Source organism: Streptomyces sp. NRRL S-1813 (genome assembly GCF_000719605.1).
Classification (GTDB): Bacteria; Actinomycetota; Actinomycetes; order Streptomycetales; family Streptomycetaceae; genus Streptomyces; species Streptomyces decoyicus.
Window position 1 is genome coordinate 140,513 of sequence record NZ_JOHB01000024.1, and the last position, 21,287, is coordinate 161,799.

Annotated in this window: 21 protein-coding genes and 1 pseudogene; 9 read left to right on the forward strand and 13 right to left on the reverse strand. The window is 72.7% G+C overall.

Annotated features, from left to right (window positions below; translation table 11 throughout):
- Positions 1–258 precede the first annotated feature (258 nt).
- Positions 259–879, forward strand: a complete 621-nt coding sequence (locus IF67_RS0127970; RefSeq protein WP_030990264.1) for a class I SAM-dependent methyltransferase — start codon at positions 259–261, stop codon at positions 877–879.
- Here the strand turns inward: IF67_RS0127970 and IF67_RS0127975 are convergent.
- The 8 genes from IF67_RS0127975 to IF67_RS0128010 all read right to left on the reverse strand — a co-directional run bounded on the left by IF67_RS0127975 (position 867) and on the right by IF67_RS0128010 (position 7,697).
- Positions 867–1,508, reverse strand: coding sequence for a MerR family transcriptional regulator (locus IF67_RS0127975; RefSeq protein WP_030990266.1), 642 nt, complete (start codon positions 1,506–1,508; stop codon positions 867–869). The genes IF67_RS0127970 and IF67_RS0127975 overlap by 13 nt on opposite strands.
- A 129-nt stretch (positions 1,509–1,637) precedes the next feature.
- Complete coding sequence (locus IF67_RS0127980) at positions 1,638–2,852, reverse strand: acyl-CoA dehydrogenase family protein (protein WP_030990268.1); 1,215 nt, start codon at positions 2,850–2,852, stop codon at positions 1,638–1,640.
- Between the two features lie 7 nt (positions 2,853–2,859).
- Positions 2,860–3,918 carry a phosphotransferase family protein gene (locus IF67_RS0127985; RefSeq protein ID WP_051818670.1) on the reverse strand — a complete coding sequence of 353 codons (1,059 nt, stop codon included), beginning with the start codon at positions 3,916–3,918 and terminating at the stop codon, positions 2,860–2,862.
- Between the two features lie 236 nt (positions 3,919–4,154).
- Positions 4,155–5,231, reverse strand: a complete 1,077-nt coding sequence (locus IF67_RS0127990) for an MBL fold metallo-hydrolase (RefSeq protein ID WP_030990272.1) — start codon at positions 5,229–5,231, stop codon at positions 4,155–4,157.
- 131 nt (positions 5,232–5,362) lie between these two features.
- Positions 5,363–5,725, reverse strand: coding sequence for a DUF202 domain-containing protein (locus tag IF67_RS0127995; protein ID WP_030990274.1), 363 nt, complete (start codon positions 5,723–5,725; stop codon positions 5,363–5,365).
- Between the two features lie 3 nt (positions 5,726–5,728).
- Positions 5,729–6,139 carry a YidH family protein gene (locus tag IF67_RS0128000; RefSeq protein ID WP_051818671.1) on the reverse strand — a complete coding sequence of 137 codons (411 nt, stop codon included), beginning with the start codon at positions 6,137–6,139 and terminating at the stop codon, positions 5,729–5,731.
- 43 nt (positions 6,140–6,182) lie between these two features.
- Positions 6,183–6,716 (reverse strand): NUDIX hydrolase, encoded by a 534-nt coding sequence (locus IF67_RS0128005; RefSeq protein WP_030990278.1) that lies wholly within the window; start codon positions 6,714–6,716, stop codon positions 6,183–6,185.
- Between the two features lie 87 nt (positions 6,717–6,803).
- Positions 6,804–7,697: a DMT family transporter gene (locus tag IF67_RS0128010; protein ID WP_030990280.1), complete on the reverse strand. Its 894-nt coding sequence runs from the start codon at positions 7,695–7,697 to the stop codon at positions 6,804–6,806.
- A gap of 212 nt (positions 7,698–7,909) precedes the next feature.
- Between IF67_RS0128010 and IF67_RS0128015 the strand changes: the two genes are divergently transcribed.
- From IF67_RS0128015 to IF67_RS39570, 6 genes and pseudogenes are all read left to right on the forward strand, one after another.
- Positions 7,910–9,565: an FAD-binding dehydrogenase gene (locus IF67_RS0128015; RefSeq protein WP_030990282.1), complete on the forward strand. Its 1,656-nt coding sequence runs from the start codon at positions 7,910–7,912 to the stop codon at positions 9,563–9,565.
- 185 nt (positions 9,566–9,750) lie between these two features.
- Positions 9,751–10,773, forward strand: coding sequence for a hypothetical protein (locus IF67_RS0128020; protein ID WP_234341374.1), 1,023 nt, complete (start codon positions 9,751–9,753; stop codon positions 10,771–10,773).
- Between the two features lie 53 nt (positions 10,774–10,826).
- A complete protein-coding gene (locus IF67_RS0128025; protein WP_051818677.1) occupies positions 10,827–11,579 on the forward strand; it encodes a molybdopterin-dependent oxidoreductase in 753 nt (250 codons plus the stop codon).
- Positions 11,563–12,279, forward strand: coding sequence for a cytochrome b/b6 domain-containing protein (locus tag IF67_RS0128030; protein ID WP_037839945.1), 717 nt, complete (start codon positions 11,563–11,565; stop codon positions 12,277–12,279). Before IF67_RS0128025 ends, IF67_RS0128030 begins: the two co-directional genes overlap by 17 nt.
- Positions 12,280–12,372: 93 nt before the next feature.
- Positions 12,373–12,666, forward strand: coding sequence for a hypothetical protein (locus IF67_RS0128035; RefSeq protein ID WP_051818679.1), 294 nt, complete (start codon positions 12,373–12,375; stop codon positions 12,664–12,666).
- Positions 12,663–13,767: pseudogene (locus IF67_RS39570) on the forward strand (MFS transporter). Before IF67_RS0128035 ends, IF67_RS39570 begins: the two are co-directional and overlap by 4 nt.
- A gap of 56 nt (positions 13,768–13,823) precedes the next feature.
- On the opposite strand, the gene IF67_RS0128045 reads toward IF67_RS39570, so the two are convergent.
- From IF67_RS0128045 to IF67_RS0128055, 3 genes are all read right to left on the reverse strand, one after another.
- Positions 13,824–15,041, reverse strand: a complete 1,218-nt coding sequence (locus tag IF67_RS0128045; protein WP_234341375.1) for a sensor histidine kinase — start codon at positions 15,039–15,041, stop codon at positions 13,824–13,826.
- Positions 15,038–15,841 (reverse strand): response regulator transcription factor, encoded by an 804-nt coding sequence (locus tag IF67_RS0128050; RefSeq protein ID WP_030990292.1) that lies wholly within the window; start codon positions 15,839–15,841, stop codon positions 15,038–15,040. Before IF67_RS0128050 ends, IF67_RS0128045 begins: the two co-directional genes overlap by 4 nt.
- Positions 15,842–16,029: 188 nt before the next feature.
- Positions 16,030–16,431, reverse strand: a complete 402-nt coding sequence (locus IF67_RS0128055) for a hypothetical protein (RefSeq protein ID WP_107050315.1) — start codon at positions 16,429–16,431, stop codon at positions 16,030–16,032.
- A gap of 221 nt (positions 16,432–16,652) precedes the next feature.
- On the opposite strand from IF67_RS0128055, the gene IF67_RS0128060 reads away from it, so the two are divergent.
- Positions 16,653–18,083, forward strand: a complete 1,431-nt coding sequence (locus IF67_RS0128060) for a cytochrome P450 (RefSeq protein WP_037839946.1) — start codon at positions 16,653–16,655, stop codon at positions 18,081–18,083.
- Between the two features lie 328 nt (positions 18,084–18,411).
- On the forward strand, positions 18,412–20,037 hold the full coding sequence (locus tag IF67_RS0128065; RefSeq protein WP_030990298.1) for an ABC-F family ATP-binding cassette domain-containing protein: 1,626 nt from the start codon (positions 18,412–18,414) through the stop codon (positions 20,035–20,037).
- Between the two features lie 44 nt (positions 20,038–20,081).
- Here IF67_RS0128065 and IF67_RS0128070 read toward each other — a convergent pair whose 3' ends face one another.
- Positions 20,082–20,531 carry an NUDIX hydrolase gene (locus tag IF67_RS0128070; protein WP_037839948.1) on the reverse strand — a complete coding sequence of 150 codons (450 nt, stop codon included), beginning with the start codon at positions 20,529–20,531 and terminating at the stop codon, positions 20,082–20,084.
- Positions 20,532–20,545: 14 nt separating this feature from the next.
- Complete coding sequence (locus tag IF67_RS0128075) at positions 20,546–21,220, reverse strand: HAD family hydrolase (protein ID WP_030990301.1); 675 nt, start codon at positions 21,218–21,220, stop codon at positions 20,546–20,548.
- Between the last annotated feature and the right edge of the window lie 67 nt (positions 21,221–21,287).

Sequence of the window (21,287 nt, forward strand, 5' to 3'; positions counted from 1 at the left end):
ATGCGGCCGCGCATGCTCACCGTGCGTATCGGGAAGGCCACGTCGAGGTGAGTCCGGGCGCCTCGCGCGGCGCCTCGGGCGGCTCTCGCCACATCTCTCGGAATTTGTTGGATTGCGCGCAAGAGCAGTGGGCATGCGCCCCGGGGTGATGACACTCAAGGGGCGGCTGTGGCTCGGGGGTGTCCTCATCCGCCATCCGTAACTTACGGTATCGATAGTTCTGCTATCACAACCGATGTGGGTGGCCTAGTGGCTGAAGTGACGCTGTTTCTCCGGGAGTACGCACGGACGCGCGGAGAGGTGGGCGCGATCGTTCCGAGCAGTCCCCGGCTCGGCAGGGCCCTGACCCGCTATCTGGTCCCCAGCCCCGGCCGCTCCCGCGCGGTCCTGGAGGTGGGGCCGGGCACCGGAGCGGTGACCCGCCACATCGCCGACGCGCTCGGCCAGGAGGACACCCTCGACCTGGTCGAGGCCAACCCGCGCTTCGTCGACATCCTGCACGGCACCTACGGCGGCGACCCGCGGCTCCAGTTCCTCACCGGCATGGTGCAGGAGCACGAACTCGGCACCTACGACACCATCGTCTGCGGCCTGCCGTTCGCGAACTTCGACGCCCCGACGACGACGGACATCTTCGACCGGCTGCTCGGCGCCCTGCGCCCCGGCGGCACCCTCTCCTTCTTCGGCTATGTAGGAGGCGCGACGGTACGCCGCACCTTCACCGGGGGAACGGCGCGCGTCCACGCCGTCAACGGGCAGCTCGCGCTGCGCCGCATATTGGACCGGCACACCTTCCGTACGGAACTGGTGCTGGGCAACCTGCCGCCGGCCCGGGTGCATCACCTCGTACCGGCCGGCGACCCCGTTCACCCCGCGTGAGGCTGCGCCTCCGGCCGCCGGGAGACGTCCTCCTGGGCGATACGCCGTAGCCCGGCCATCGCCGCGTCGCCGAGCACGGTCCCGAGCACCGCGCCCTCGATCTTGGCGTCGATGCTCGGGACCCCGTCGAATGCGGCCAGCTCGGCGGCGGCGAGGGTCCCCGCCGCGTCCGCGTACCCGTCGAGCAGACCGAGCAACTCGCTCCGGCCGAGCTCGTGATAGGCCACCACGACCTGCACCAGCGTCTGCCACCCCGGATTCTCGGGCCGCACCGACCAGCCGTGCCGCCGCACCAGCTCCCCGACCTCCCGGTCGGCGCGCTCCCACGTCTCGTCGGTGCCCCGCTCGGCCGCCACCCGGCTGACCGCCGACTGCGCGGTGCCGAGCATGCCGTGCACGGTGCTGCCCGGAGCGTCGATCCCCGCCAGCACCTCACCGGCAGCCGCGATGGACAGCCCGCCCACTTCGGTCAGCGCACGGATCAGCTTCAGTCGCCGGATGTGCGACTCCGCATAATGGACCTGGTTCGGACCGGTGCGCTCACCCGCGGGCAACATGCCTTCGCGCGTGTAGTACTTGATCGTCGGAACCGGCACACCGGTCCGCCGCGCCAGTTCTCCGATACGCATCCCCCGAGGATAGCGGCGCGCCCACCCCGGCAGGAGGCCGCTCCGACCGCTGGACGGCCGCCCGGCGACCGCGGCGGGCGGCCGTCCGCGGACCGTCGTTCCGGGCCCGGCCGCCGCACCGGGAAGGCCCTACAGGTAGCGCTTCAACTCCCGGCGCGCCAGGGACCGTTGGTGCACCTCGTCGGGGCCGTCCGCCAGCTGGAGCGTGCGGGCCCCGGCCCACAGCTCCGCCAGGGGGAAGTCCTGGCTGACGCCGCCCGCGCCGTGCAGCTGGACCGCCTTGTCGAGGATGCCCACGACCGTGCGCGGGGTGGCGATCTTGATGGACTGGATCTCGGTGTGGGCGCCCTTGTTGCCGACGGTGTCCATCAGCCAGGCGGTCTTGAGCACCAGCAGCCGCAGTTGTTCCACCGCCACCCGGGCGTCCGCGATCCACTCCTGCACCACGCCCTGCTGGGCCAGCGGCTTGCCGAAGGCCGTACGGGTCACCGCGCGGCGGCACATCAGCTCGATGGCGCGTTCGGCCATGCCGATCAGCCGCATGCAGTGGTGGATCCGGCCGGGGCCGAGCCGGGCCTGCGCGATACCGAAGCCGCCGCCCTCCTCGCCGATCAGGTTGGCCGCCGGCACCCGGACGTCATGGAAGAGCACCTCGGCGTGGCCGCCGTGCCAGTGGTCCTCGTAGCCGTAGACCTGCATGGCGCGCTTGACCTCCAGGCCGGGGGTGTCGCGCGGTACCAGGATCATCGACTGCTGGCGGCGGAGGTCCGTGCCGTCCGGGTCGGTCTTGCCCATCACGATGAAGATCTGGCACCGGGGGTTCATCGCCCCGGAGATGTACCACTTGCGCCCGTTGATGACGTAATCGTCGCCATCCCGCGCGATGTGTGTCTCGATGTTGGTGGCGTCCGACGAGGCCACCTCCGGCTCGGTCATCGCGAACGCCGACCGGATCTCACCGGCCAGCAGCGGCTCCAGCCACTGCTTCTTCTGTGCCTCGTTGCCGAACTGCGTCAGCACCTCCATGTTGCCGGTGTCCGGCGCCGCACAGTTCAGCGCGGTGGGCGCCAACTGGGGGCTGCGGCCGGTGATTTCGGCCAGCGGCGCGTACTGGAGGTTCGTCAGCCCGGCGCCGAACTCTTCGTCGGGGAGGAAGAGGTTCCACAGGCCCTGCCGGCGGGCCTCGGCCTTGAGCTCCTCGACGACGGCCGGGGTGTCCCACGGCGAGGCGAGCGAGGCCCGCTGCTCATGGGCGGTCTGCTCGGCCGGATAGACGTGCTCGTCCATGAACGTCAGGAGCTTCTCGCGGAGCTCCTCCGTGCGGGCGTCGAATGCGAAGTCCATGGGTGTCTCAGCCTTCCTTGAGGGTGGTGAGTCCGTGGTCGATGAACACGGGGACGAGCTCGCCGATCCGGTCGAACCCGGCGCCGACGGTCTGGCCGAGCGTGAAGCGGTAGTGGATGCCTTCGAGGATCACGGCGAGCTTGAACCAGGCGAACGCCGTGTACCAGGCGATGGCGGAGGTGTCCCGGCCGGAGCGGGCGGCATAGCGCTCGATCAGTTCGGCCGGCGAGGGGTGGCCGGGGGCGCCGCTGGTGGTGCTGACCGGTGACTCGGGCAGGCCGAGGTCGGAGCTGTACATCACCAGCAGGCCGAGGTCGGTCAGCGGATCGCCGAGCGTGGACATCTCCCAGTCCAGTACGGCCTTGATCGTGTCGTCGGCGCCGACCAGGACGTTGTCGAGGCGGTAGTCGCCGTGGACGACGGTCGGTGCGGGCGAAGCGGGCAGCGCCCGGCCCAGCGCCTCGTGCAGCTCGTCGATCCCCGCCAGATCGCGGTTCTTGGAGGAGCTCAACTGCTTTCCCCAGCGCCGCAGTTGACGTTCGAGGAAGCCCTCGGGGTGGCCGAAGTCGCCGAGTCCGACCGCTTCCGGTTCCACCGCGTGCAGGTCCACGAGCGTATCGACCAGGGAGAGCACCACGGCGCGGGTGCGCTCGGGCCCGAGCGGGGCCAGCTGGCCGGCCGTGCGGTACGGCACGCCCTCGACCAGCTCCATCACATAGAAAGGCGCGCCGATGACCGACTCGTCCTCGCACAGCAGCAGCGTCTCGGGCACCGGCACCGGTGTCTCGTGCAGGGCGCTGATGACGCGGTGCTCGCGCCGCATGTCGTGCGCGGTGGCCAGCACATGGCCGAGCGGCGGCCGGCGGACGACCCAGGACGCGGCGCCGTCACCGACGCGGTAGGTGAGGTTGGACCGCCCGCCCTCGATCAGCTGGGCCCGCAGCGGGCCGCCGGCCAGCCCCGGCCGCTCCCGGTCCAGATGCTCGCGCAATCGCTCCAGGTCGAGGCCGGGAGGTTCCGCGTCCTCCCGGCCGGGGGCCTGCGGGGGAGGGGTGCCCTTGCTCATCGTGCTCCTCCGTACGGAGTGGACGGTCCATCGGTCGCAGCACGATCATGCCGACTAGTCGGTATGGAGTCCAGTGCCGGGACGTGGGGCGTCGGTCACGCGGGGTTTTCCGCCATGCCGACGGCCCCGGCGGGCCAGGTGGCTCCGGCGGCCCCTGCGTCCCCGGCCGCCCCCGCTCCCGGGTCAGCCCCTGCCTCCCCGGCCGCGCCGGGCGGCTCCGGCACGAGGTGCCGGACTCAGGCGTGACAAGCCATCGGCACCCCGCCGTTCATCACCGTCATATCGCCGAATCCGGCCACGAGGTCGAGCGGGGCACCGGGGGCCACGCCCGCCAGCTCCGCGTACGCCCGATGCAGATTCGCCACCAGCCGCTCGCTCTCGGCCAGCTCGGCGAACTGCCCCAGGTCCGCCTCCCGGGCCACCTCCAGCGGCGTACGGCCGGCCGCCCGCCCCTCCTGCGCCAGCCGGCCGACGAACCGCAGATAGCGCTCGATGCCTTCGTACACCTCGGGGCCGGTCACCGGGCCGTGGCCGGGAACGACGGTGACCGCGTCCAGGGTGCGCAGCAGCTCCAGCGCCCGCAGCGATCCGGCCAGCGACCCCATGAAGACGAACGGTGTGCCGCCGTGGAAGACCAGATCGCCGGCGAAGACGATGCGCTGCCGGGGCAGCCAGACGAGGGTGTCGCCGGTGGTGTGCGCCACGCCCGGATGGATCAGCTGCACCTCGATGTCGCCGACGTGCAGCGCCAGCTCGTCGGTGTAGGTGATCTCCGGCGCCGTCAGACGGATGTCGCCGTAGTCCACCTGTGGCCACACCGCATGCAGCTGCTGCCCGGCGGCCAGCAGCTCACGGCGGCAGGAGGCGTGCCCGATGACCGTCGCCTCGGGTGCGAAGACGCCGTTGCCGTAGGTGTGGTCGCCGTGGTGGTGGGTGTTCACGACCATCCGGGGTGCCGGCGCGCCGCTCTCGGCGATCCGGCGGCGCAGCAGACGTGCCCGGCGCTCGGTGGCGGCGGTGTCCACGACCAGGGTGGTGTCCCCGTCGGTGACGAAGCCCGCGTTGTTCAGGCACCAGCCGCCGTCCGGCTGGATGAAGGCATGGACGCCGGCGGCGAGTTCGGTGAGGTAGGGCTCGGGGAGGGTGGGGCGCTCGGCGGCGGGCGAGGTGTCCGTGGGGGAGGCCTCTGCGGGCGTCGCGGCGCCGGGTGGTGGCGCGGTGTCCGGTCCGGTGGCGCCGGGCCCGGAGGTCCGTGCCGCCGTCTGCGCCGCCGAGGCCTGGGCCGGCGTGTTCCGTGCTGCCGAGTCGCGCATGCGGGTCGTGTCCCCTCGTCCGATGGTCCCTCATTCCGCCGCGGCCGAGGCGGGGACGGGGCCCGCTCCGGGAACGCGAGGGTCACGCCACGGTATCTCCGCCGCCGGTCACCGCGACGCCGCGCCCCGGCTCAGGGTCCCGGCTGCACCAGAAGCACCGCGCCGCACAGCGCCAGGGCGAGGGTGCAGCCGACCAGCAGCAGTGCGGTCCGCGGCGGCAGACCCGGTGGACGGCCGGTGGCCAACACCTGCATCCGGTGGTGCGAGAGCGCCACGAACGCGATCCACAGCAGCCCCATCAGCACCGCCAGAACCACCTCCACCGGTCCCGGGGCCGCGCCCTGAAGCAGCTGACGCACGGCCAGCACCGCCATCGCCGTGGCGGACAGGGTCGTACGCCGCCACGCCAGCCGGGTCCGCTCCGGCTGTAGCCCGGGGTCCCGGTCGGGAGCCGGCCGCGGCGGCCCCGCGTCCGGCCGCGCTCCGTCCGCCATCGGCTAGTTCGTCCAGCCCAGCAGGACCAGCACGACCACCGCCACCGCCAGTACGCCGACGCCCAGCGCCAGCGCCGTGGGGAAGCGGGTGACCGGCAGATCCCCGCCGCGCCGCATCGCGCGCTCGCAGCGCACCCAGTGATTGACCGCCCGCAGCGCACACAGCGCGCCGCCCACCAGCAGGACGACGGTGAAGGTCACCCGCAGCCCCTGATGCAGCCGGGGCAGAAACTGGTCCACCGCGAACCCGCCGCCGATCAGCGCCAGCCCGGTGCGCAGCCAGGCGAGAAAAGTGCGCTCATTGGCGAGCGAGAAGCGGTAGTCGGGGGTCGTGCCCTCCTCGCGGATCCGCGCGGGCGAGAACCACAGCCGTAGGGCCGCGCCGGCCGACCGCAGCGCCTCAGTGAGGATCATGGCCGAAACCCTATCGGCCGGCGCGACCCGTGACCGGGACCCATCAGAGCTCCCCCGGCTCCCGGCGGGCGAGCAGCTGCCGGTACGCGGCGAGCCCGTCCGGCGTCCACGGCCACTCGTCGATCCGCCGGGCCAGCTCCTCCTCCGTCAGGAACGCGGACCAGTCGATCTCCGACTCCTGCGGCGCGACCGGCGGGGTGCAGCGCACCTGGTAGACCGCGGACCACCAGGTGTGCTCGGCGGTCTCGTAGAGGAACTTGAACAGCGGTTCCGGCGGTGCCAGCCCCTGCACGCCCAGCTCCTCCTCCGCCTCGCGCAGCGCCGCCTGGTCGTAGGTCTCGCCGGTGCCCACCACCCCACCGACGAACATGTCGTAGTGCGAGGGGAAGACGAGCTTCTGCGGGGTGCGGCGGTGGACGAAGATCCGGTCCCGGTCGTCCCGGGCGAGGACGAAGGCGCAGCGGGTGCGCATCCTGCGGGCATATGCCTCGCCGCGCGGAGCCTGCCCCACGACCTGATCGTTCTCATCGACGACATCGAGGATTTCGTCCGCATTGAGCGGTTGCTGATCCGTCATGGGCCCATGCAACCACCCGGGCCCTGGCGGGCACCCACCGGGAAGGGGCATCCACCGGGAAGGGAGCGGCCGGGCCGGGCGGCCCGCTCAGTGCGGCTGGAGTTCCCGTGCGTTCTGCGTCCGGCCGGACCCCGGCGGCATCGCCGGATGGCTGCCGATCAGCACGATGCCCGCGACGACGGCGATGATCCCGATCACCTCCCACGCCAGCGCCCCGGCCGTCACCTGGAGCTGGTCGCCGAGGAAACCCACCCCGCAGGCGATACCGGCCAGCGGCTGGGCGGCGGTCAGCGCGGGCAGCGAGAGCCGCAGCGGCGCCGACTCGAAGGCGCTCTGGACGAACACCAGCGCCAGCACGCCGAGGACGACAATGGCGTACGGCTGCCAGCTGGTGAGCAGGGCCGACCAGCCGCCCTGGCTGAAATGCTCCCCGCTGATCCGGGTCAGCGCGTCCTGGAGCCCGTAGATCAGCCCCGCCGCGATGCCCAGCAGCGCGGCCTCCAGGCTCACATGCACCCGCTCCCGCTTGGCGACCGCCGCCAGCAGCAAAGCGGTGCCCAGCACCATGCCCATGATCAGCCACTGCCACAGATGATCGGGGCTGCGCTCCCCGCCCTGGGGACGCCCGGCCACGATGAAGGCCGTCACCCCGCCCGCCAGCAGCCACAGTCCGGCCCAGCCGCTGCGGCCGAGCCGCTGCCGGGTCAGCCGCCGCGACAGGGCCATCGCGAACAGCAGATTGGTCGCCAGCAGTGGCTCCACGAGAGTGATGTCGCCCATGCCCAGCGCCACCGCGCCGAGCGCCATCCCGACCACCATCAGACCGATACCGGCCAGCCACAGCGGCATCCGCACCAGGTCCAGCAGCAGCCGCACGGACAGGAAGTCCTTCATCGGGGCGCGCTGCGCCGCGGCCTGCTGGAACACGAAACCGAGTCCGAGACAGCACGCCGCTCCCAGGGCGAGCAGTATCACCGTCACGTCACACCTCGTATCGCGCGGGGTGGGGGGATTGCGCCTGAGGATAGTCATCCGGCGGCGGGCGTGGGGTGGCCCTCGTCACCCACCATTCTCCCGCGCGCCCCGGTGTACCGCCCGGTAACCACATGGTTGACGCGGCAGTCGGGTGCGCTGAGGATCGTTCCACCACGGCGGCCGGGGCGCCCGGCGCGCCCCGTTGAGGAGAAGCTGACATGGCGTACGACGCTGATGTGATCGTGATCGGAGCGGGGCTCGCGGGCCTGGCGGCCACCGCGGAGCTGGTGGACGCCGGACGGAAGGTGATCCTCCTCGATCAGGAGCCGGAACAGTCCCTCGGCGGGCAGGCCCACTGGTCCTTCGGCGGTCTCTTCCTGGTGAATTCCCCCGAGCAGCGCCGGCTGCGGATCCGCGACAGCCACGAGCTGGCCTGGCAGGACTGGCTGGGCACGGCCGGATTTGACCGGCCGGAGGACCACTGGCCGCGCAAATGGGCGGAGGCCTACGTCGACTTCGCGGCCGGCGAGAAACGCTCCTGGCTGCACCGGCAGGGCGTCCGGATCTTCCCCGTCGTCGGCTGGGCCGAGCGCGGCGGCTATGACGCGACCGGGCACGGCAACTCCGTGCCCCGCTTCCACATCACCTGGGGCACCGGGCCCGGTCTGGTCGCCCCGTTCGAGCGCCGGGTGCGGGCCGGGGCCGCCCGGGGCCTGGTCGAGCTGCGCTTCCGCCACCGGGTGACCGGGCTCTCGCGCACCGCGGGCAGCGTGGACACCGTCAGCGGCGAGATTCTGGAGCCCTCGGACGCCGAGCGCGGCAGGCCCAGCAGCCGTGAGGTGGCCGGCGCCTTCGAGCTCAAGGCCCAGGCGGTGATCGTCACCTCGGGCGGGATCGGCGGCAATCACGCACTGGTGCGTGCCAACTGGCCCGAGCGGCTCGGCAAGCCCCCGCGGCGGATGCTGTCCGGGGTGCCCGCGCATGTGGACGGCAAGATGCTGGGCATCGCCGAGGCGGCCGGCGGCCGGATCATCAACCGGGACCGGATGTGGCACTACACGGAGGGCATCGACAACTGGAACCCCATCTGGCCGCTGCACGGCATCCGGATCCTGTCCGGACCGTCCCCGCTGTGGCTGGACGCCCGCGGCAAGCGGCTGCCGGTCCCGCTGTTCCCCGGCTTCGACACCCTCGGCACGCTGGAACACATCATGCGGACCGGGCATGACCACACCTGGTTCGTGCTCACCCAGAAGATCATCGAGAAGGAGTTCACCCTCTCCGGTTCGGAGCAGAACCCCGATCTGACCGGCAAGAGCATCCGTGGGGTGCTGGGCCGGGCCAGGGCCGGCGCACCGGGCCCGGTGCAGGCGTTCATGGACCACGGCGCGGACTTCATCGTCGAGCGTTCGCTGACCGATCTGGTGCGGCGGATGAACGAGGTGACCCAGGAGACGCTGATATCGGAGGACGCGCTGCGCGGCGAGATCGTGGCGCGGGACCGGGAGATCGCGCACTCCTTCACCAAGGACCTCCAGGTGACCGCGATGCGCGGGGCCCGTAAATACCTCGGCGACCGTCTGATCCGCACCGCCGTCCCGCACCGGCTGCTCGACCCCAAGGCCGGCCCGCTGGTCGCCGTACGGCTGAACATCCTCACCCGCAAGACGCTCGGCGGTCTGGAGACCGACCTCTCCTCGCGGGTGCTGACCGAGGGCGGCGAGCCGCTGCCCGGTGTGTACGCGGCGGGCGAGGCGGCCGGCTTCGGCGGTGGCGGGGTGCACGGCTATCGCTCGCTGGAGGGCACCTTCCTCGGCGGCTGCCTGTTCTCCGGGCGGATGGCGGGGCGGGCGGCGGCGCGGTCGGTGTCCTGACGCCGGCCGGGGCGGGCGGATCCGGCCATTCCCTTTCTCGTCTTGACGCGGAGCTCTGCGTACCGCTTTGCTGTGCGTGATGACTGGTGCGGACCAAGCCATCACCCTCTGTAGAGGCGTGCGCGGATCCGACCCCCTCCCACCGAGAACGACTCGGTGCGGTGAGACGGCCGGTGCGGCGCGCCATGGAGCCCCTGACCGTGATTTCGATTTCTCCTTCGCCACCGCCGCCGTCCCTCGGACGTACCCGCTGCCCGGGTGCCCCGGTGCTCGCTCCGGCCCTGGACGACACCCAACTGGCCATCGCCGCCGAGGCGTTGGCGCTCGGCCAATGGGTCCGGGTGCGCACCCTGCTCGCCGCGACCGGCGAGGACTGGGATCTGCGCGGCCACCGATTAACCGTCCTGGCCACCGGTCCCGGCAGCGCCGCCTGGGCCGGCGACTGGCAGCTCGCCGAACCGGACAGCGGCGACGCCGCCACCCTCCTCGCCCTCGCCACCGTCCATCTCGCCCTGCGCGGCGAGAGCAGCGCCGAGGCCGCCGCCAAGGCCTGTGCCACCGCCGCGCGGATGCTGCCCGCCGACCCCACCCCCTGGCTCGGCGCGCTGATCCTCGCCCGCCGCACCGGCACCCCGGACGCACGGGCACACGCCTTCCACCAGGTACGCGCCCGCCACCGCGACCACCACCACGCACACCACCTCATGACGGCCTCCCTGGCCGAACAGTGGCCCGGTGTCACCGACGACCCGCGGCACCCGGCCCACGCCTTCGCCGCCCGCGCCGCGGCACGCGCCCCCGCCGACTCCCCGCTCGCGCTCCTCCCCGTCGTGGCGCACGCCGAGCGCTACCGCGTACTGGCCGCCGCGGGACTGGCACCCCCCGACCCCGCGGACTGGGGCCCCTGGTCCACCCGGCGCGCCCGGCAGGTCCTCCAGAGCGCCGTCGACTGGTGGCTGGAATGGGAGGGCGAGGAGCATCCGCGCCGGAAGATCGATCTCAACTTCCTGGCCCATGCCACGTTCCACCAGGGGAGAATGGCCGAGGCCGCCGCGCTCTTCGGGCGCATCGGCCCGTACCCCACGCGCGCACCGTGGTCGTACCCGGGCCGCGACGCCGAAGGCGCCTTCCGGGCCGCACGGGCCACGGCCCTGCGCCGGGCCGGGAACGCGCCCCGTGACCCCGCGGCGCTGATGACGAAAGTCTGACGCCGGGGCCCGGACGCTGGCCCCGTGGGCCGCAGGGTGCTCGAATCGAAGTTGTGACCAAGGACGTGAATCCGGCCCGCACGGCGGGCGGCGGCGAGGACGGGCGGGGCACCCCCGTGGGCCGTCGTGTGGTGCTCGGCATGCTCGCCGCCGGGGCCGCCGGCGTTGCCGCGGCCCCCTTCCTCCAGAGCGCCTACGACAACACCCTCGGTGCCGCCGCGCAGCAGGACCCCACCGGCCTGTCCGGTCTGCTCCCGGGCGGCGGCGGCTTCCGCTACTACTCGGTGACCGGCTCGGTACCGGAGAAGAACGCACGCACCTACCGCCTCACGGTCGACGGCCTGGTCCGTCACCGCACCAGCTACCGCCTCGCGGACCTGCGGCATCTGCCGCAGACCCGGCTCGTCCGCGATGTCCAGTGCGTCACCGGCTGGCGGGTGCCCGGCACCCCCTTCGAGGGCGTACGCCTCGCCGCCCTCCTCGACGCCGCGGGCGTCCGCCCCGAGGCCAAGGCCGTCCGCTTCACCTGCTTCGACGGCGCCTACAGCGAGTCCCTCACCCTGGAACAGGCCAGCCGCGACGACGTTCTCGTCGCCCTGCGGATGCAGGACAAACCGCTCACCCATGCACACGGCGGTCCGGTGCGCCTCTATGCCGCGCCCATGTACTTCTACAAGTCGGCGAAGTGGCTCTCCGGGATCACCGTCACCGACCATGTGCAGCCCGGATACTGGGAGAACCGCGGATATGACATCGACGCCTGGGTCGGCCGGTCGAACGGACGCGACGATGCCCCGACCACCTGAGAGCCCGTCCGGGCCCGCCACCGCGCGCCCCCGCATCCGGCGCTTCAGCCGCGCCGAACACCGGGTGCACCGCGCCACCGCCACCTTGATGGCCGTCTGCGTCCTCACCGCGGGCTGCCTCTATCTGCCCTTCCTCGCCGAACTCGTCGGCCGCCGCGCCCTGGTGGCCACCGTCCACGAGTGGTCCGGCATCCTGCTGCCCGTCCCCCTGCTGCTGGGCCTCGGCTCCCGCGCCCTGCGCGCCGACCTCACCCGCCTTAACCGCTACGGCCCGCACGACCGCCAGTGGCTGCGCGCCGCCCTGCGCCGTCGAGGAGGCCGCCGGGCCGGAAAGTTCAACGCCGGACAGAAGCTCTACGCGGCCTGGATCGCCGGCGCCGTCCTCGTGATGCTCGGCACCGGCCTGCTGATGTGGTCCACCCTCCCCCAGACGCTCGGCCTCACCCGGGCAGGGGGGACCCTGGTGCCCGTGGTCTGGCGCACCGGCGCCACCTTCGTGCACGACTGGCTCGCGCTCGCCGTGGTCATCGTGATCGCCGGCCATGTCTGGAAGGCGTTCGGCGATCCCGAGTCCCGCCGCGGCCTGCGCACCGGCTCCGTCGACGCGCAATGGGCCCGGCGCGAGCATCCGTTGTGGGCGGACGCCGTGGACGACGGGGACGAGGACGGACGTGGGGGCGAGGGCAAGGAGGAGGCCTGAAGGCGGTCCGGGGCACGGCAGTTGCCGCGCCCGGGAGCCGTTGCACGGGACACTCGGCCGCGGATCTGCCGCCACGCCGCATACTCTCGGGGAATGGACCGCTACGAGGGCACCGCACACCTGGAGTGGTGGGCCAACCGCTCCACTTGTCCGGCACGCATCCCCGTCAGGATCGTCCCGGCGGCCGGCAACGGCACCTGGAAAGCCCCCGCGTCGCCCCCTCTTGACCGTGACGCGGGGGAAGACCTCCCACTGCTCATCGACGCCGGGCCGCACTTCACCCTCCGCTTCGACGACGACGCGGCCACGGAGGTGGAGGTGGCGCACCCCGGAGACACCAACCGTCTCCTTCTGCGTACCGGCGCCACATCGGACCCCGGCGCATGACCGAGCGGAGCCCCGGGCTGCTGCGCCGCCATCGTGACTTCCGGCTGTTGTGGTGCGGCGAGACGGCGGGGAAGTTCGGGACGGCGGTCACCAATGTGGCGATGCCACTGGTGGCGGTGTCCACCCTCCATGCCCCCACCTTCGCGGTCGGGCTGCTCAGTGCCTGTACCTGGCTGCCCTGGCTGCTCATCGGCCTCCCGGTGGGCGTCTGGGTGGACCGGCTGCGCCCAACTGGCGGGCGCGGTCAACGGGTTGTTCGCCCACGCGGCCACCTTCCTCATCGCTCTGCGGTGCCTGCTCGGCATCCGGCACCGCGAACCGCGCCCGGCTCCCCGGGACGCACCGCGGGCACTGACCGCGGAGGTCGCCGAGGGACTGCGCCTGGTGGCCGGCGACAAGTGGTTCCGTACGCTGACGCTCTTCGGTGCGGCCTCCAACCTCGCGCTCATGGGCTACCAGTCGATGGCGACGGTCTTCCTGGTCCGCGAGGTCGGTCTGTCTCCCGGCACGGTCGGCGGGGTGCTGGCGCCGGCCGGTACGGGCGGAATCGCGGGCGCTTTCCTGGCACGACGGGCCGCCGACCGGTTCGGCACGGCCCGTGCCATGCTGCTGTGCGAACTGGGCCTGCCCGGAGCAGCGTTGCTCATCCCGCTCGCGTCCCACGGCGCCGGGGCGCTGCTCTATGTCGCGGGCAGCTTCGGCGTCTCCGCCGGGGTGGTGGCCGGAAACATCCTCAAGGCGAGCTTCCAGCAGCGCTACTGCCCGCAGGCCCTGCTCGGCCGGCTGATCGCCAGCAGCTCCTTCGTCAACTACGGCACGCTGCCCCTGGGCGCGCTGCTCGGCGGTGCCCTCGGCTCCGCCCTCGGCCTCCGCCCGGCAATGTGGATCATGACCGCCGGTGTGCCGCTGGCCGCCCTGATCCTGCTCTTCTCGCCGGTGGGGACCGTCCGCGACCTGCCGACGAGCCCTGCGGGGGAGGAGCAGCGGGAGCCCGGCGAGGGCGGCCCGCACCCCGAGCGGCGTGCCGGCTCGGACCCCGAGCAGGGCGACGGGCCGGGCCCCGGTACGGAGGGACGCGACGGCGCGCCGGCACGGCGCTGAGGCGCCCCGGGCGCCCGTACGCTCACATCGGTGGCTCCGCCTGCGGGTCCGTACGTTCAGGCCGGTGGCGGCTCCGCCTGCGAGCCGGTCCGCCGCTCCGTCTGCCGTTCCGCCTGCGGGCCCGTCCGCTGCTCGGTCTGCGGCTCCACCTGCTGTTCCGCCGACGGCAGTTCGACCTCGAAGCGGCAGCCGGAGGCGGTATTGCGTACCGTCGCGCGGCCCTCATGGGCCTCCACGATGCCGCGGACGATCGCCAGGCCCAGCCCGGCGCCGCCCTTGCCGTCCGCGCGCGGGGTGCGTGCCGCACCGCCGCGCCAGCCGGTGTCGAAGACCCGCGCCAGATCCTCCGGCGGGATGCCGCCGCAGCCGTCCTCGACCGCGAGCACCACCCGGCCCGCCTCGTGCCGGGCGCTGACCGCGACCGTGCCGTCGGACGGTGTCGCACGGATCGCGTTGACCAGCAGATTGCCCAGTACGCGGGTGATCTGCTGGGCATCCACCCGCACCGGCAGCGGTACCACCCCGCCGTCCACCAGCCGCACTCCGCTCACCCGCGCCAGCGGCCTGGCCCCCGCGAGCGCATCGTCCACCAGGTCGTACACCGACACCCGCGACAGCGTCAGGGCCAGCGCCCCGGCCTGGATACGGGACAGTTCGAAGAGGTCGTCGACCATCGCGGCCAGCCGGTCCACCTCGATCCGCATCCGGGCGTGGTAGCGCGCGGTGTCCTCGGCGACGCCGTCCTCCAGCGCCTCGGCCATCGCCCGCAGCCCGGCGAGCGGGGTGCGCAGATCGTGCGAGATCCCGGCGATCAGATCGCGCCGGGAGGCATCCAGCGCCCGCTCCCGCTCCCGTGCCGCGGCGAGCCGCCCGCTGGTCTCCTCCAACGCCCGGGACAGTGCGGCCAGTTCGGCGGTCGGCGGCTCGGCGGGCGCCACGAAGCCGCCCTCGCTGCCGACCGTACGGGCCGAGCGCGCCAACTCCCGGCTGCCCGCCGCGATCCGCCGCCCGAAGAGCAGCGCGGCCGCCAGCGACACCACCCCGGAGACGGCCACCACGGCCATCACCACGCCCAGGTCGTGCCCGGACAGGAACATCGCCTGGGCGACCGCCACCGTCCCCGCCGCCATCGCGGCCACCGCCAGCGCCGCCACCGCGAACAGCGACAGCGCGACCGAGCGCCGCCGCAGGGCCCGTACCGCGGGCGCGGCGAGCAGTCCCGCCAGCGCCGCGCCGAGCGCCGCCAGCGCCACGATGACCAGGAAGTCCGTCATGGCCGAAGCTCACCTCCCGGCAGGGGCCCGGCGTCCGGGGGCTCCTCGTCGCCCAGGGGGTCGAAGCGGTAGCCCGCGCCCCAGACCGTCGTCACCAGCCGTGGCGCGGCCGGGTCCTCCTCGATCTTCTCGCGCAGCCGCCGCACGTGCACGGTCACCGTGGACAGATCGCCGAACTCCCAGCCCCAGACCCGGTGCAGCAGCTCCTCCCGGGAGAAGACCTGTCCGGGGTGACGCATCAGAAAGACCAGCAGGTCGAACTCGCGGGCGGTGAGGGAGAGTTCCCGGCCGCCCCGGTCGGCGCGCCGGCCGCCGGGGTCGGCGCTGAGCTCCCCGGCCCGCAGTACGGAGGAGGGCGCGGCGGCCGGTGGCGCGGCCTCCGCCCGGCGCAGCACCGAGCCGATCCGCAGCACCAGCTCCCGCGGGCTGAACGGCTTGGTCACATAGTCGTCCGCGCCCAGCTCCAGTCCGAGGATGCGGTCCGCCTCCTCGCCGCGGGCCGTCAGCATCACCACCGGGACCGCGGGGCCGTTGCCGGCGCGGCGCAGCCGGCGGCACACCTCCAGGCCGTCGATGCCCGGCAGCATCAGATCGAGCACGACGAGATGCGGACGGAACTCCGCGGCCCGGTCGAGGGCGGCAAAACCGTCGGCGGCGTGCTGGGTGGTGTAGCCGGCGCGGGAGAGATAGCCGGTGACGACCTCGGCGACGGTCGGATCGTCCTCGACGACCAGGACGCGGCGCGGCGGCCCGTTCAGCGGGGCGGGCGGGGGCACGGAAGGCGGTGTGGCGTGGTGCACGGGATCAGCGTGCCATTCCGGGGAGGGAGGTCATGGTCCCAGCCAACACCAGGACGCGCGGTGGCGGGCGGCCCGGTCCGCTGTCGTAAGACTCCGGTAACCGGGGGCGGTGTCTTTCGGAGGTGACGACGGGCGGCCGGGCCGGGGCGTGGTAGGGGCGGGCGGGGGCGCGGCCGGGGCGTGGCGCCTCAGCTCTCCAGCCCCTCCCGTACCCGCCGCGACACCGTGATCGCGTACAGGTCGAGCACGCCCGGCGGATCGGCGAGGCCGGGGCCGCCGGCGCGGATCCAGGCGGCGATGTCCGCCAGCGCCTCGTCGTCGTTGACCAGCCCCAGCCAGACGGGGCGCCCGCCGGCCGCCCGGCCCGCGGGTGACGGCTGGACCACCACCACATTCGCCTGGTCACAGACGTCCAGACACTCCGAGGCCCGCACCGGGGCCGCGCCGTCGAGCGCCGCGCGCAGCTTCGGTATCTGCCCGGCGTGGTCGACGCCCGGGATCTTGGCCGCATCGCCGCAGCAGCAGCCGCGGCACACGGTGACCCGGCACGGGGTCGCGGTGGCTGCCCGTTTGGCAGGCTTGTCGATCATCCGGTTCATGCTACGGGGGCCGATGCCGGGCGCGACGCCGGGAGGGGAGGCGGGCGCGAGGCCGGTGAGGGCAGCCGCGCACGCCGCGGGAGGGCGAGCCCGGGGCACGACGCCGGGCGGGTGATCCGGATCTGCGGGAGATCCCCGTGCGATGTGCGGGAGAGCAACCCGGCATACGGGGGTAGGAACCGCGGCCCGCGGGATAGACATCCGGCATGCCCATGACCGATCCCCATCCCCACCCCCGCTCCTCCCACTCCGGTTCCGCACCAAAGCGCGCGATACCCGGCCCGGCCGGTCTGCCCGTGCTCGGCTCGATGCTCGACCTCCGGCGTGACTCCCTCGGCGCATTCCTGAACGCCGGGCGTGCGCACGGCGATGTGGTCCGTCTGGAGGCCGGCCCGCCCGGTCTGCGCAGCATGTTCCACGCCGTCTTCGCGCCTGAGGGCGTGCAGCAGATCCTCGCCTCCCAGGCCACCAACTTCCGTAAGGACCACCCGCTCTACGAGGAGGTCCGGCAGGCCTTCGGCAACGGCCTGCTCACCAGCCAGGACACCGACTACCTCAGGCAGCGGCGGCTGGTGCAGCCGCTGTTCACCAAGCGCCGCGTCGACAGCTATGCGGCGGCCGTGACGACCGAGGCCGACACCCTCGTCGACCGCTGGCGGACCACGGACGCGCACACCGTCGACCTGATCCCCGAAATGAACCGGCTGGCGCTGCGCACCGTCGCCCGGATCCTGTTCGGCCTCGACGCGGGAGCGGCGGAGGACGCCTTCCACCGGTGTGCCCCGGTCATCAACGCCTATGTCGTGCGGCGTGCCTATGTGCCCGTGAAGGTCCCGCGGGAATGGCCCACCCCCGCGAACCGGCGCGCCCGCGCAGCCACCGACGAGCTGAACGCGCTGTGCGACCGCATCATCGCGGACCGGCGGGCGGCAGGCGCAACGGCGGGAGAGGCGGCGGAAGAGGGCGACGACCTGCTCTCCCTGCTGGCCGCGGCCGGCAACGACGAGGACGGTTCGCTCGATGCGACCGAGGTCCGCGAACAGGTCCTGATCTTCCTGCTGGCGGGGCACGAGACCACCGCGACCTCCCTGGCCTTCACCCTCCACCTCCTCGCCCGGCACCCCGAGGAGCAGGCGAGGGTCCGCGAGGAGATCGACCGGGTGCTGGGGGAGCGCATCCCCACGGCCGCGGATCTGGACCGTCTGCCGTATCTGACACAGGCGCTCAAGGAGTCGATGCGGCTGTATCCGGCGGCACCGGTCGTCAGCCGGCGGGCCGTGGAGGCCACGGAGATCGGCGGATTCCGCATCCCGGCCGGCGCCGATGTGGTCGTCGCGCCCTGGGTCACCCACCGCAACCCGGATCTGTGGGAGGACCCGGAACGCTTCGATCCGCAGCGCTTCGCACCCGAGCGGGAGGCCGAGCGGCACCGCTACGCGTGGTTCCCCTTCGGCGGCGGTCCGCGGGCCTGCATCGGGCAGCACTTCTCGATGCTGGAGTCCGTGCTGGCGCTGGCCATGGTGCTCCGTGCGTACGAACTCGACGCCGTGGACCAGGAGGTGCCGGTCGCCGCCGGCATCACCCTCCAGGCGACCGGCCCGGCCCGCGTACGCCTGCGCCCGCGCGACGGGGCGGGGGAGTAGGGCCCGGGGGCGCCGCATCCACCGCGCTGCGGAAAGCGCAAACGCAACGAAAATAGCGTTTGCGTTTCGGCGGCGTCCCCCGTATCGTCGTTCTCGGTCCCATTGCCGCCGATCGGAGAAGGCCGTTGCTCGTCTGAGGTCCTGAGACACCGCGCCCGCGACGGTGATTCGCCCTGCGCTTCCGGTATCCGGAGCGGCGAATCATGCCTCGCGCGGCCCGTCCGCGACCTCGGCGTACGTACGGCGTACCCGACGCACCCCGGCGTTCCGGCGACGCGGTGTCTCCCAGCGCATTCCCCGCACTCCCACCCGCGCCCAGGAGACCCTTGTGTCAAAGTCACCCACCTCCGCATCCTCCGCGGCCATCGTCTGCACCGGCCTCGGCTTCACCTGGCCCGACGGCAGCCCCGTCCTGGAGGACTTCCCGCTGACCGTCGGCCCCGGCCGTACGGGCCTCATCGGTCTCAACGGGGCCGGAAAGTCCACCCTGTTGAAGCTCATCGCGGGCGAACTGACCCCGACCGCGGGAAGCGTCAAGGTCGCCGGCGAGGTCGGCTACCTCCCCCAGCACGCCCCGCTCGACACCGAGCTGCGGGTGGACGAGGCGCTCGGCATCGCCGCGACGCGCGCCGCCCTGCACGCCATCGAGGGCGGCGACGCGCGCGAGGAGCACTTCACCGTCATCGGCGACGACTGGGACGTCGAGGAGCGCGCCCGCGCCACCCTCGACCAGCTCGGACTGCCCGGCCTCGCTCTCGACCGCACCATCGGCGAGGTGTCCGGCGGCGAGTCCGTTCTGCTGCGGCTGGCGGCCCTGCTGCTGCGCCGGCCGGACGTCCTGCTGCTCGACGAGCCCACCAACAACCTCGACCGGGCGGCCCGGCAGCGGCTGTACACGGCGGTCTCCGGCTGGAGCGGCGTTCTCGTCGTGGTCAGCCACGACCGTGAACTCCTCGAACTCGTCGACCGGATCGCCGACCTCCGCGACGGAGAGATCCACTGGTACGGCGGCAACTTCAGCGCCTACGAACACGCCCTGGCCGTCGAACAGGAAGCGGCCGAGCGGATGGTACGGGCCGCCGAGGCCGACGTACAGCGCCAGAAGCGCGAACTGGCGGACGCACACACCAAGTTGGCCCGCCGGGTCCGCTACGGCAACAAGATGAACGCCACCAAGCGCGAGCCGAAGATCGTCATGAACGAGCGCAAGAGGGAGGCCCAGGTATCGGCGGGCAAGCACCGCATCATGCACACCGAACGCCTCAAGGAGGCCAGGGAGCGCCTCGACGAGGCGGTCGAAGCGGTCCGGGACGACGACGAGATCCGCATCGACCTGCCGCACACCGCCGTGCCGCCGGGCCGGACCGTCCTCACCCTGCACGCCCTTCAGGCCCGCTACGGCGCCCGTGCCGACCTGGAGGTGCGCGGCCCCGAACGGATCGCGCTGACCGGCCGCAACGGCTCCGGCAAGACCACCCTGCTGCGGACCGTCGCCGGTGAGATCCCACCGCAGGACGGCGCGGCGCAGACCCATGTCCCCTACCGCTTCCTGCCGCAGCGGCTGGAGGTGCTCGACCCTGCGCTGACCGTGGTCGAGAACGTCGCCCGCTTCGCCCCGGACGCCACCAACAACCGCATCCGGGCCCGGCTCGCCCGCTTCCTGTTCAAGGGGGCCCGAGCCGAACAGCAGGCCGGCACGCTCTCCGGCGGTGAACGCTTCCGCGCCTCGCTCGCCGCGCTGATGCTGGCCGAGCCGGCCCCGCAGCTGCTGCTGCTCGACGAACCGACGAACAACCTCGACATCGCGTCGGTCCGCCGGCTCGTCACGGCCCTGGAGTCCTACGAGGGCGCGCTCCTCGTCGTCAGCCACGACCTGGCATTCCTCCGGGACATCGGCATCACCCGGTGGATGGCGCTGGAGGACGGTGAACTGACCGACATCGCACCGCTGTAGACCGGCGGGGCGGGGGACACCCCCCGCCCCACCACCAGCAGCGGTCAGCCCTGCGGACGGCCGGGCTGCCGCGCCCGGGCACCCGCGCCGTACAGCTCCAGCGTCTCCCCGCACTGCGAGTGCAGCGGCACCGGCAGCTCATGGGGAGCGAACCACGCGAGCGCATCGAACTTGTGCGGTTCGCCGATCTTCACCTCGTCCGGCTCCACCCGTACGGCGAAGACCACCGCGACCCAGTGCGAGTCGACCGGATCGCCGCGCAGCACATTGCGCACCCCGATCTGCTCGATACCGAGCGGGCGCACGCCGTACTCCTCGTGCACCTCCCGTGCCACGGCCGTCTCGAAGGACTCACCGAACTCCAGCGCCCCCGCACCGCAGTCCCAGGTCCCCGGCTCATCCCTGGCCCCCGCGCTCCGCCGTGCCAACAGCACCCGCCCCGCGCCGTCATGGCACACGAAGACACAGGACACCTTGGGTCCCCTGGCTGTCATATCCCTCATCCCTCTCAGAAGTGCCGTAGCAACTCACCGAACGCCGACAACCGCAGTACCTTCTTGTCGTCGGGGTCGAGCTCGCTGTGCTCCAGGATCCAGGTGTGGTCATGCGGGATGAACACCGCGTTCAGACCGGCCGAACGGGCCGGCAGGATGTCCGACTTGGGGGAGTTCCCAATCATCCATGCCGAGGCCGGCACCAGGTCGTAGGCGCGGGTGAGGTCCTCGTAGGTGGCGGTGTTCTTCTCCGCCACGATGTGGACGCCCCGGAAGTACCGGGCCAGCCCGGAGGCCGTCACCTTCCGCTGCTGCTCCTGGGTGTCGCCCTTGGTCAGCAGCAGCAGATCGTGCCGCCGGGCCAGCTCGGCCAGGGTCTCGGCCACCCCGGGCATCAGCTCCACGGTGCCCCCGTCGAAGGCCGCAGCCCACCCGGAGATCCGCGCCGACTCCTCGGCCGTCGCGGCCCGCCCCCGCAGCCGCGCCACGCACTCCCCGAGGCTGTGCAGAAACACCTTGCTGCCGTACCCGAGGGTCACCGCGTTCGCCGCTTCGATCCCGTCGAGCACGGCCCGTACTCCGGACCGGTCGTGTCCCGGCGGGGTCATCCACTCCAGGAACTCGTCGATGACCCGCTCGAAGACCACGTTGTTCTCCCACAACGTGTCATCCGCATCGAAGATCAGCATTCGCCGGCCAGCCCCTCTCGCACTCCGTCGACCCGCGCACCCTACGCAGGCCGGGCGGCCGTCCGCG

Bases quoted from the DNA above. Each gene is read 5' to 3' on its own strand.
- IF67_RS0127975 (WP_030990266.1), bottom strand. From the start codon at position 1,508: ATGCGTATCGGAGAACTGGCGCGGCGGACCGGTGTGCCGGTTCCGACG.
- IF67_RS0127980 (WP_030990268.1), bottom strand. From the start codon at position 2,852: ATGGACTTCGCATTCGACGCCCGCACGGAGGAGCTCCGCGAGAAGCTC.
- IF67_RS0127985 (WP_051818670.1), bottom strand. From the start codon at position 3,918: ATGAGCAAGGGCACCCCTCCCCCGCAGGCCCCCGGCCGGGAGGACGCG.
- IF67_RS0127990 (WP_030990272.1), bottom strand. From the start codon at position 5,231: ATGCGCGACTCGGCAGCACGGAACACGCCGGCCCAGGCCTCGGCGGCG.
- IF67_RS0127995 (WP_030990274.1), bottom strand. From the start codon at position 5,725: ATGGCGGACGGAGCGCGGCCGGACGCGGGGCCGCCGCGGCCGGCTCCC.
- IF67_RS0128000 (WP_051818671.1), bottom strand. From the start codon at position 6,139: ATGATCCTCACTGAGGCGCTGCGGTCGGCCGGCGCGGCCCTACGGCTG.
- IF67_RS0128005 (WP_030990278.1), bottom strand. From the start codon at position 6,716: ATGACGGATCAGCAACCGCTCAATGCGGACGAAATCCTCGATGTCGTC.
- IF67_RS0128015 (WP_030990282.1), top strand. From the start codon at position 7,910: ATGGCGTACGACGCTGATGTGATCGTGATCGGAGCGGGGCTCGCGGGC.
- IF67_RS0128020 (WP_234341374.1), top strand. From the start codon at position 9,751: ATGGAGCCCCTGACCGTGATTTCGATTTCTCCTTCGCCACCGCCGCCG.
- IF67_RS0128030 (WP_037839945.1), top strand. From the start codon at position 11,563: ATGCCCCGACCACCTGAGAGCCCGTCCGGGCCCGCCACCGCGCGCCCC.
- IF67_RS0128035 (WP_051818679.1), top strand. From the start codon at position 12,373: ATGGACCGCTACGAGGGCACCGCACACCTGGAGTGGTGGGCCAACCGC.
- IF67_RS0128045 (WP_234341375.1), bottom strand. From the start codon at position 15,041: ATGACGGACTTCCTGGTCATCGTGGCGCTGGCGGCGCTCGGCGCGGCG.
- IF67_RS0128055 (WP_107050315.1), bottom strand. From the start codon at position 16,431: ATGATCGACAAGCCTGCCAAACGGGCAGCCACCGCGACCCCGTGCCGG.
- IF67_RS0128060 (WP_037839946.1), top strand. From the start codon at position 16,653: ATGACCGATCCCCATCCCCACCCCCGCTCCTCCCACTCCGGTTCCGCA.
- IF67_RS0128070 (WP_037839948.1), bottom strand. From the start codon at position 20,531: ATGACAGCCAGGGGACCCAAGGTGTCCTGTGTCTTCGTGTGCCATGAC.
- IF67_RS0128075 (WP_030990301.1), bottom strand. From the start codon at position 21,220: ATGCTGATCTTCGATGCGGATGACACGTTGTGGGAGAACAACGTGGTC.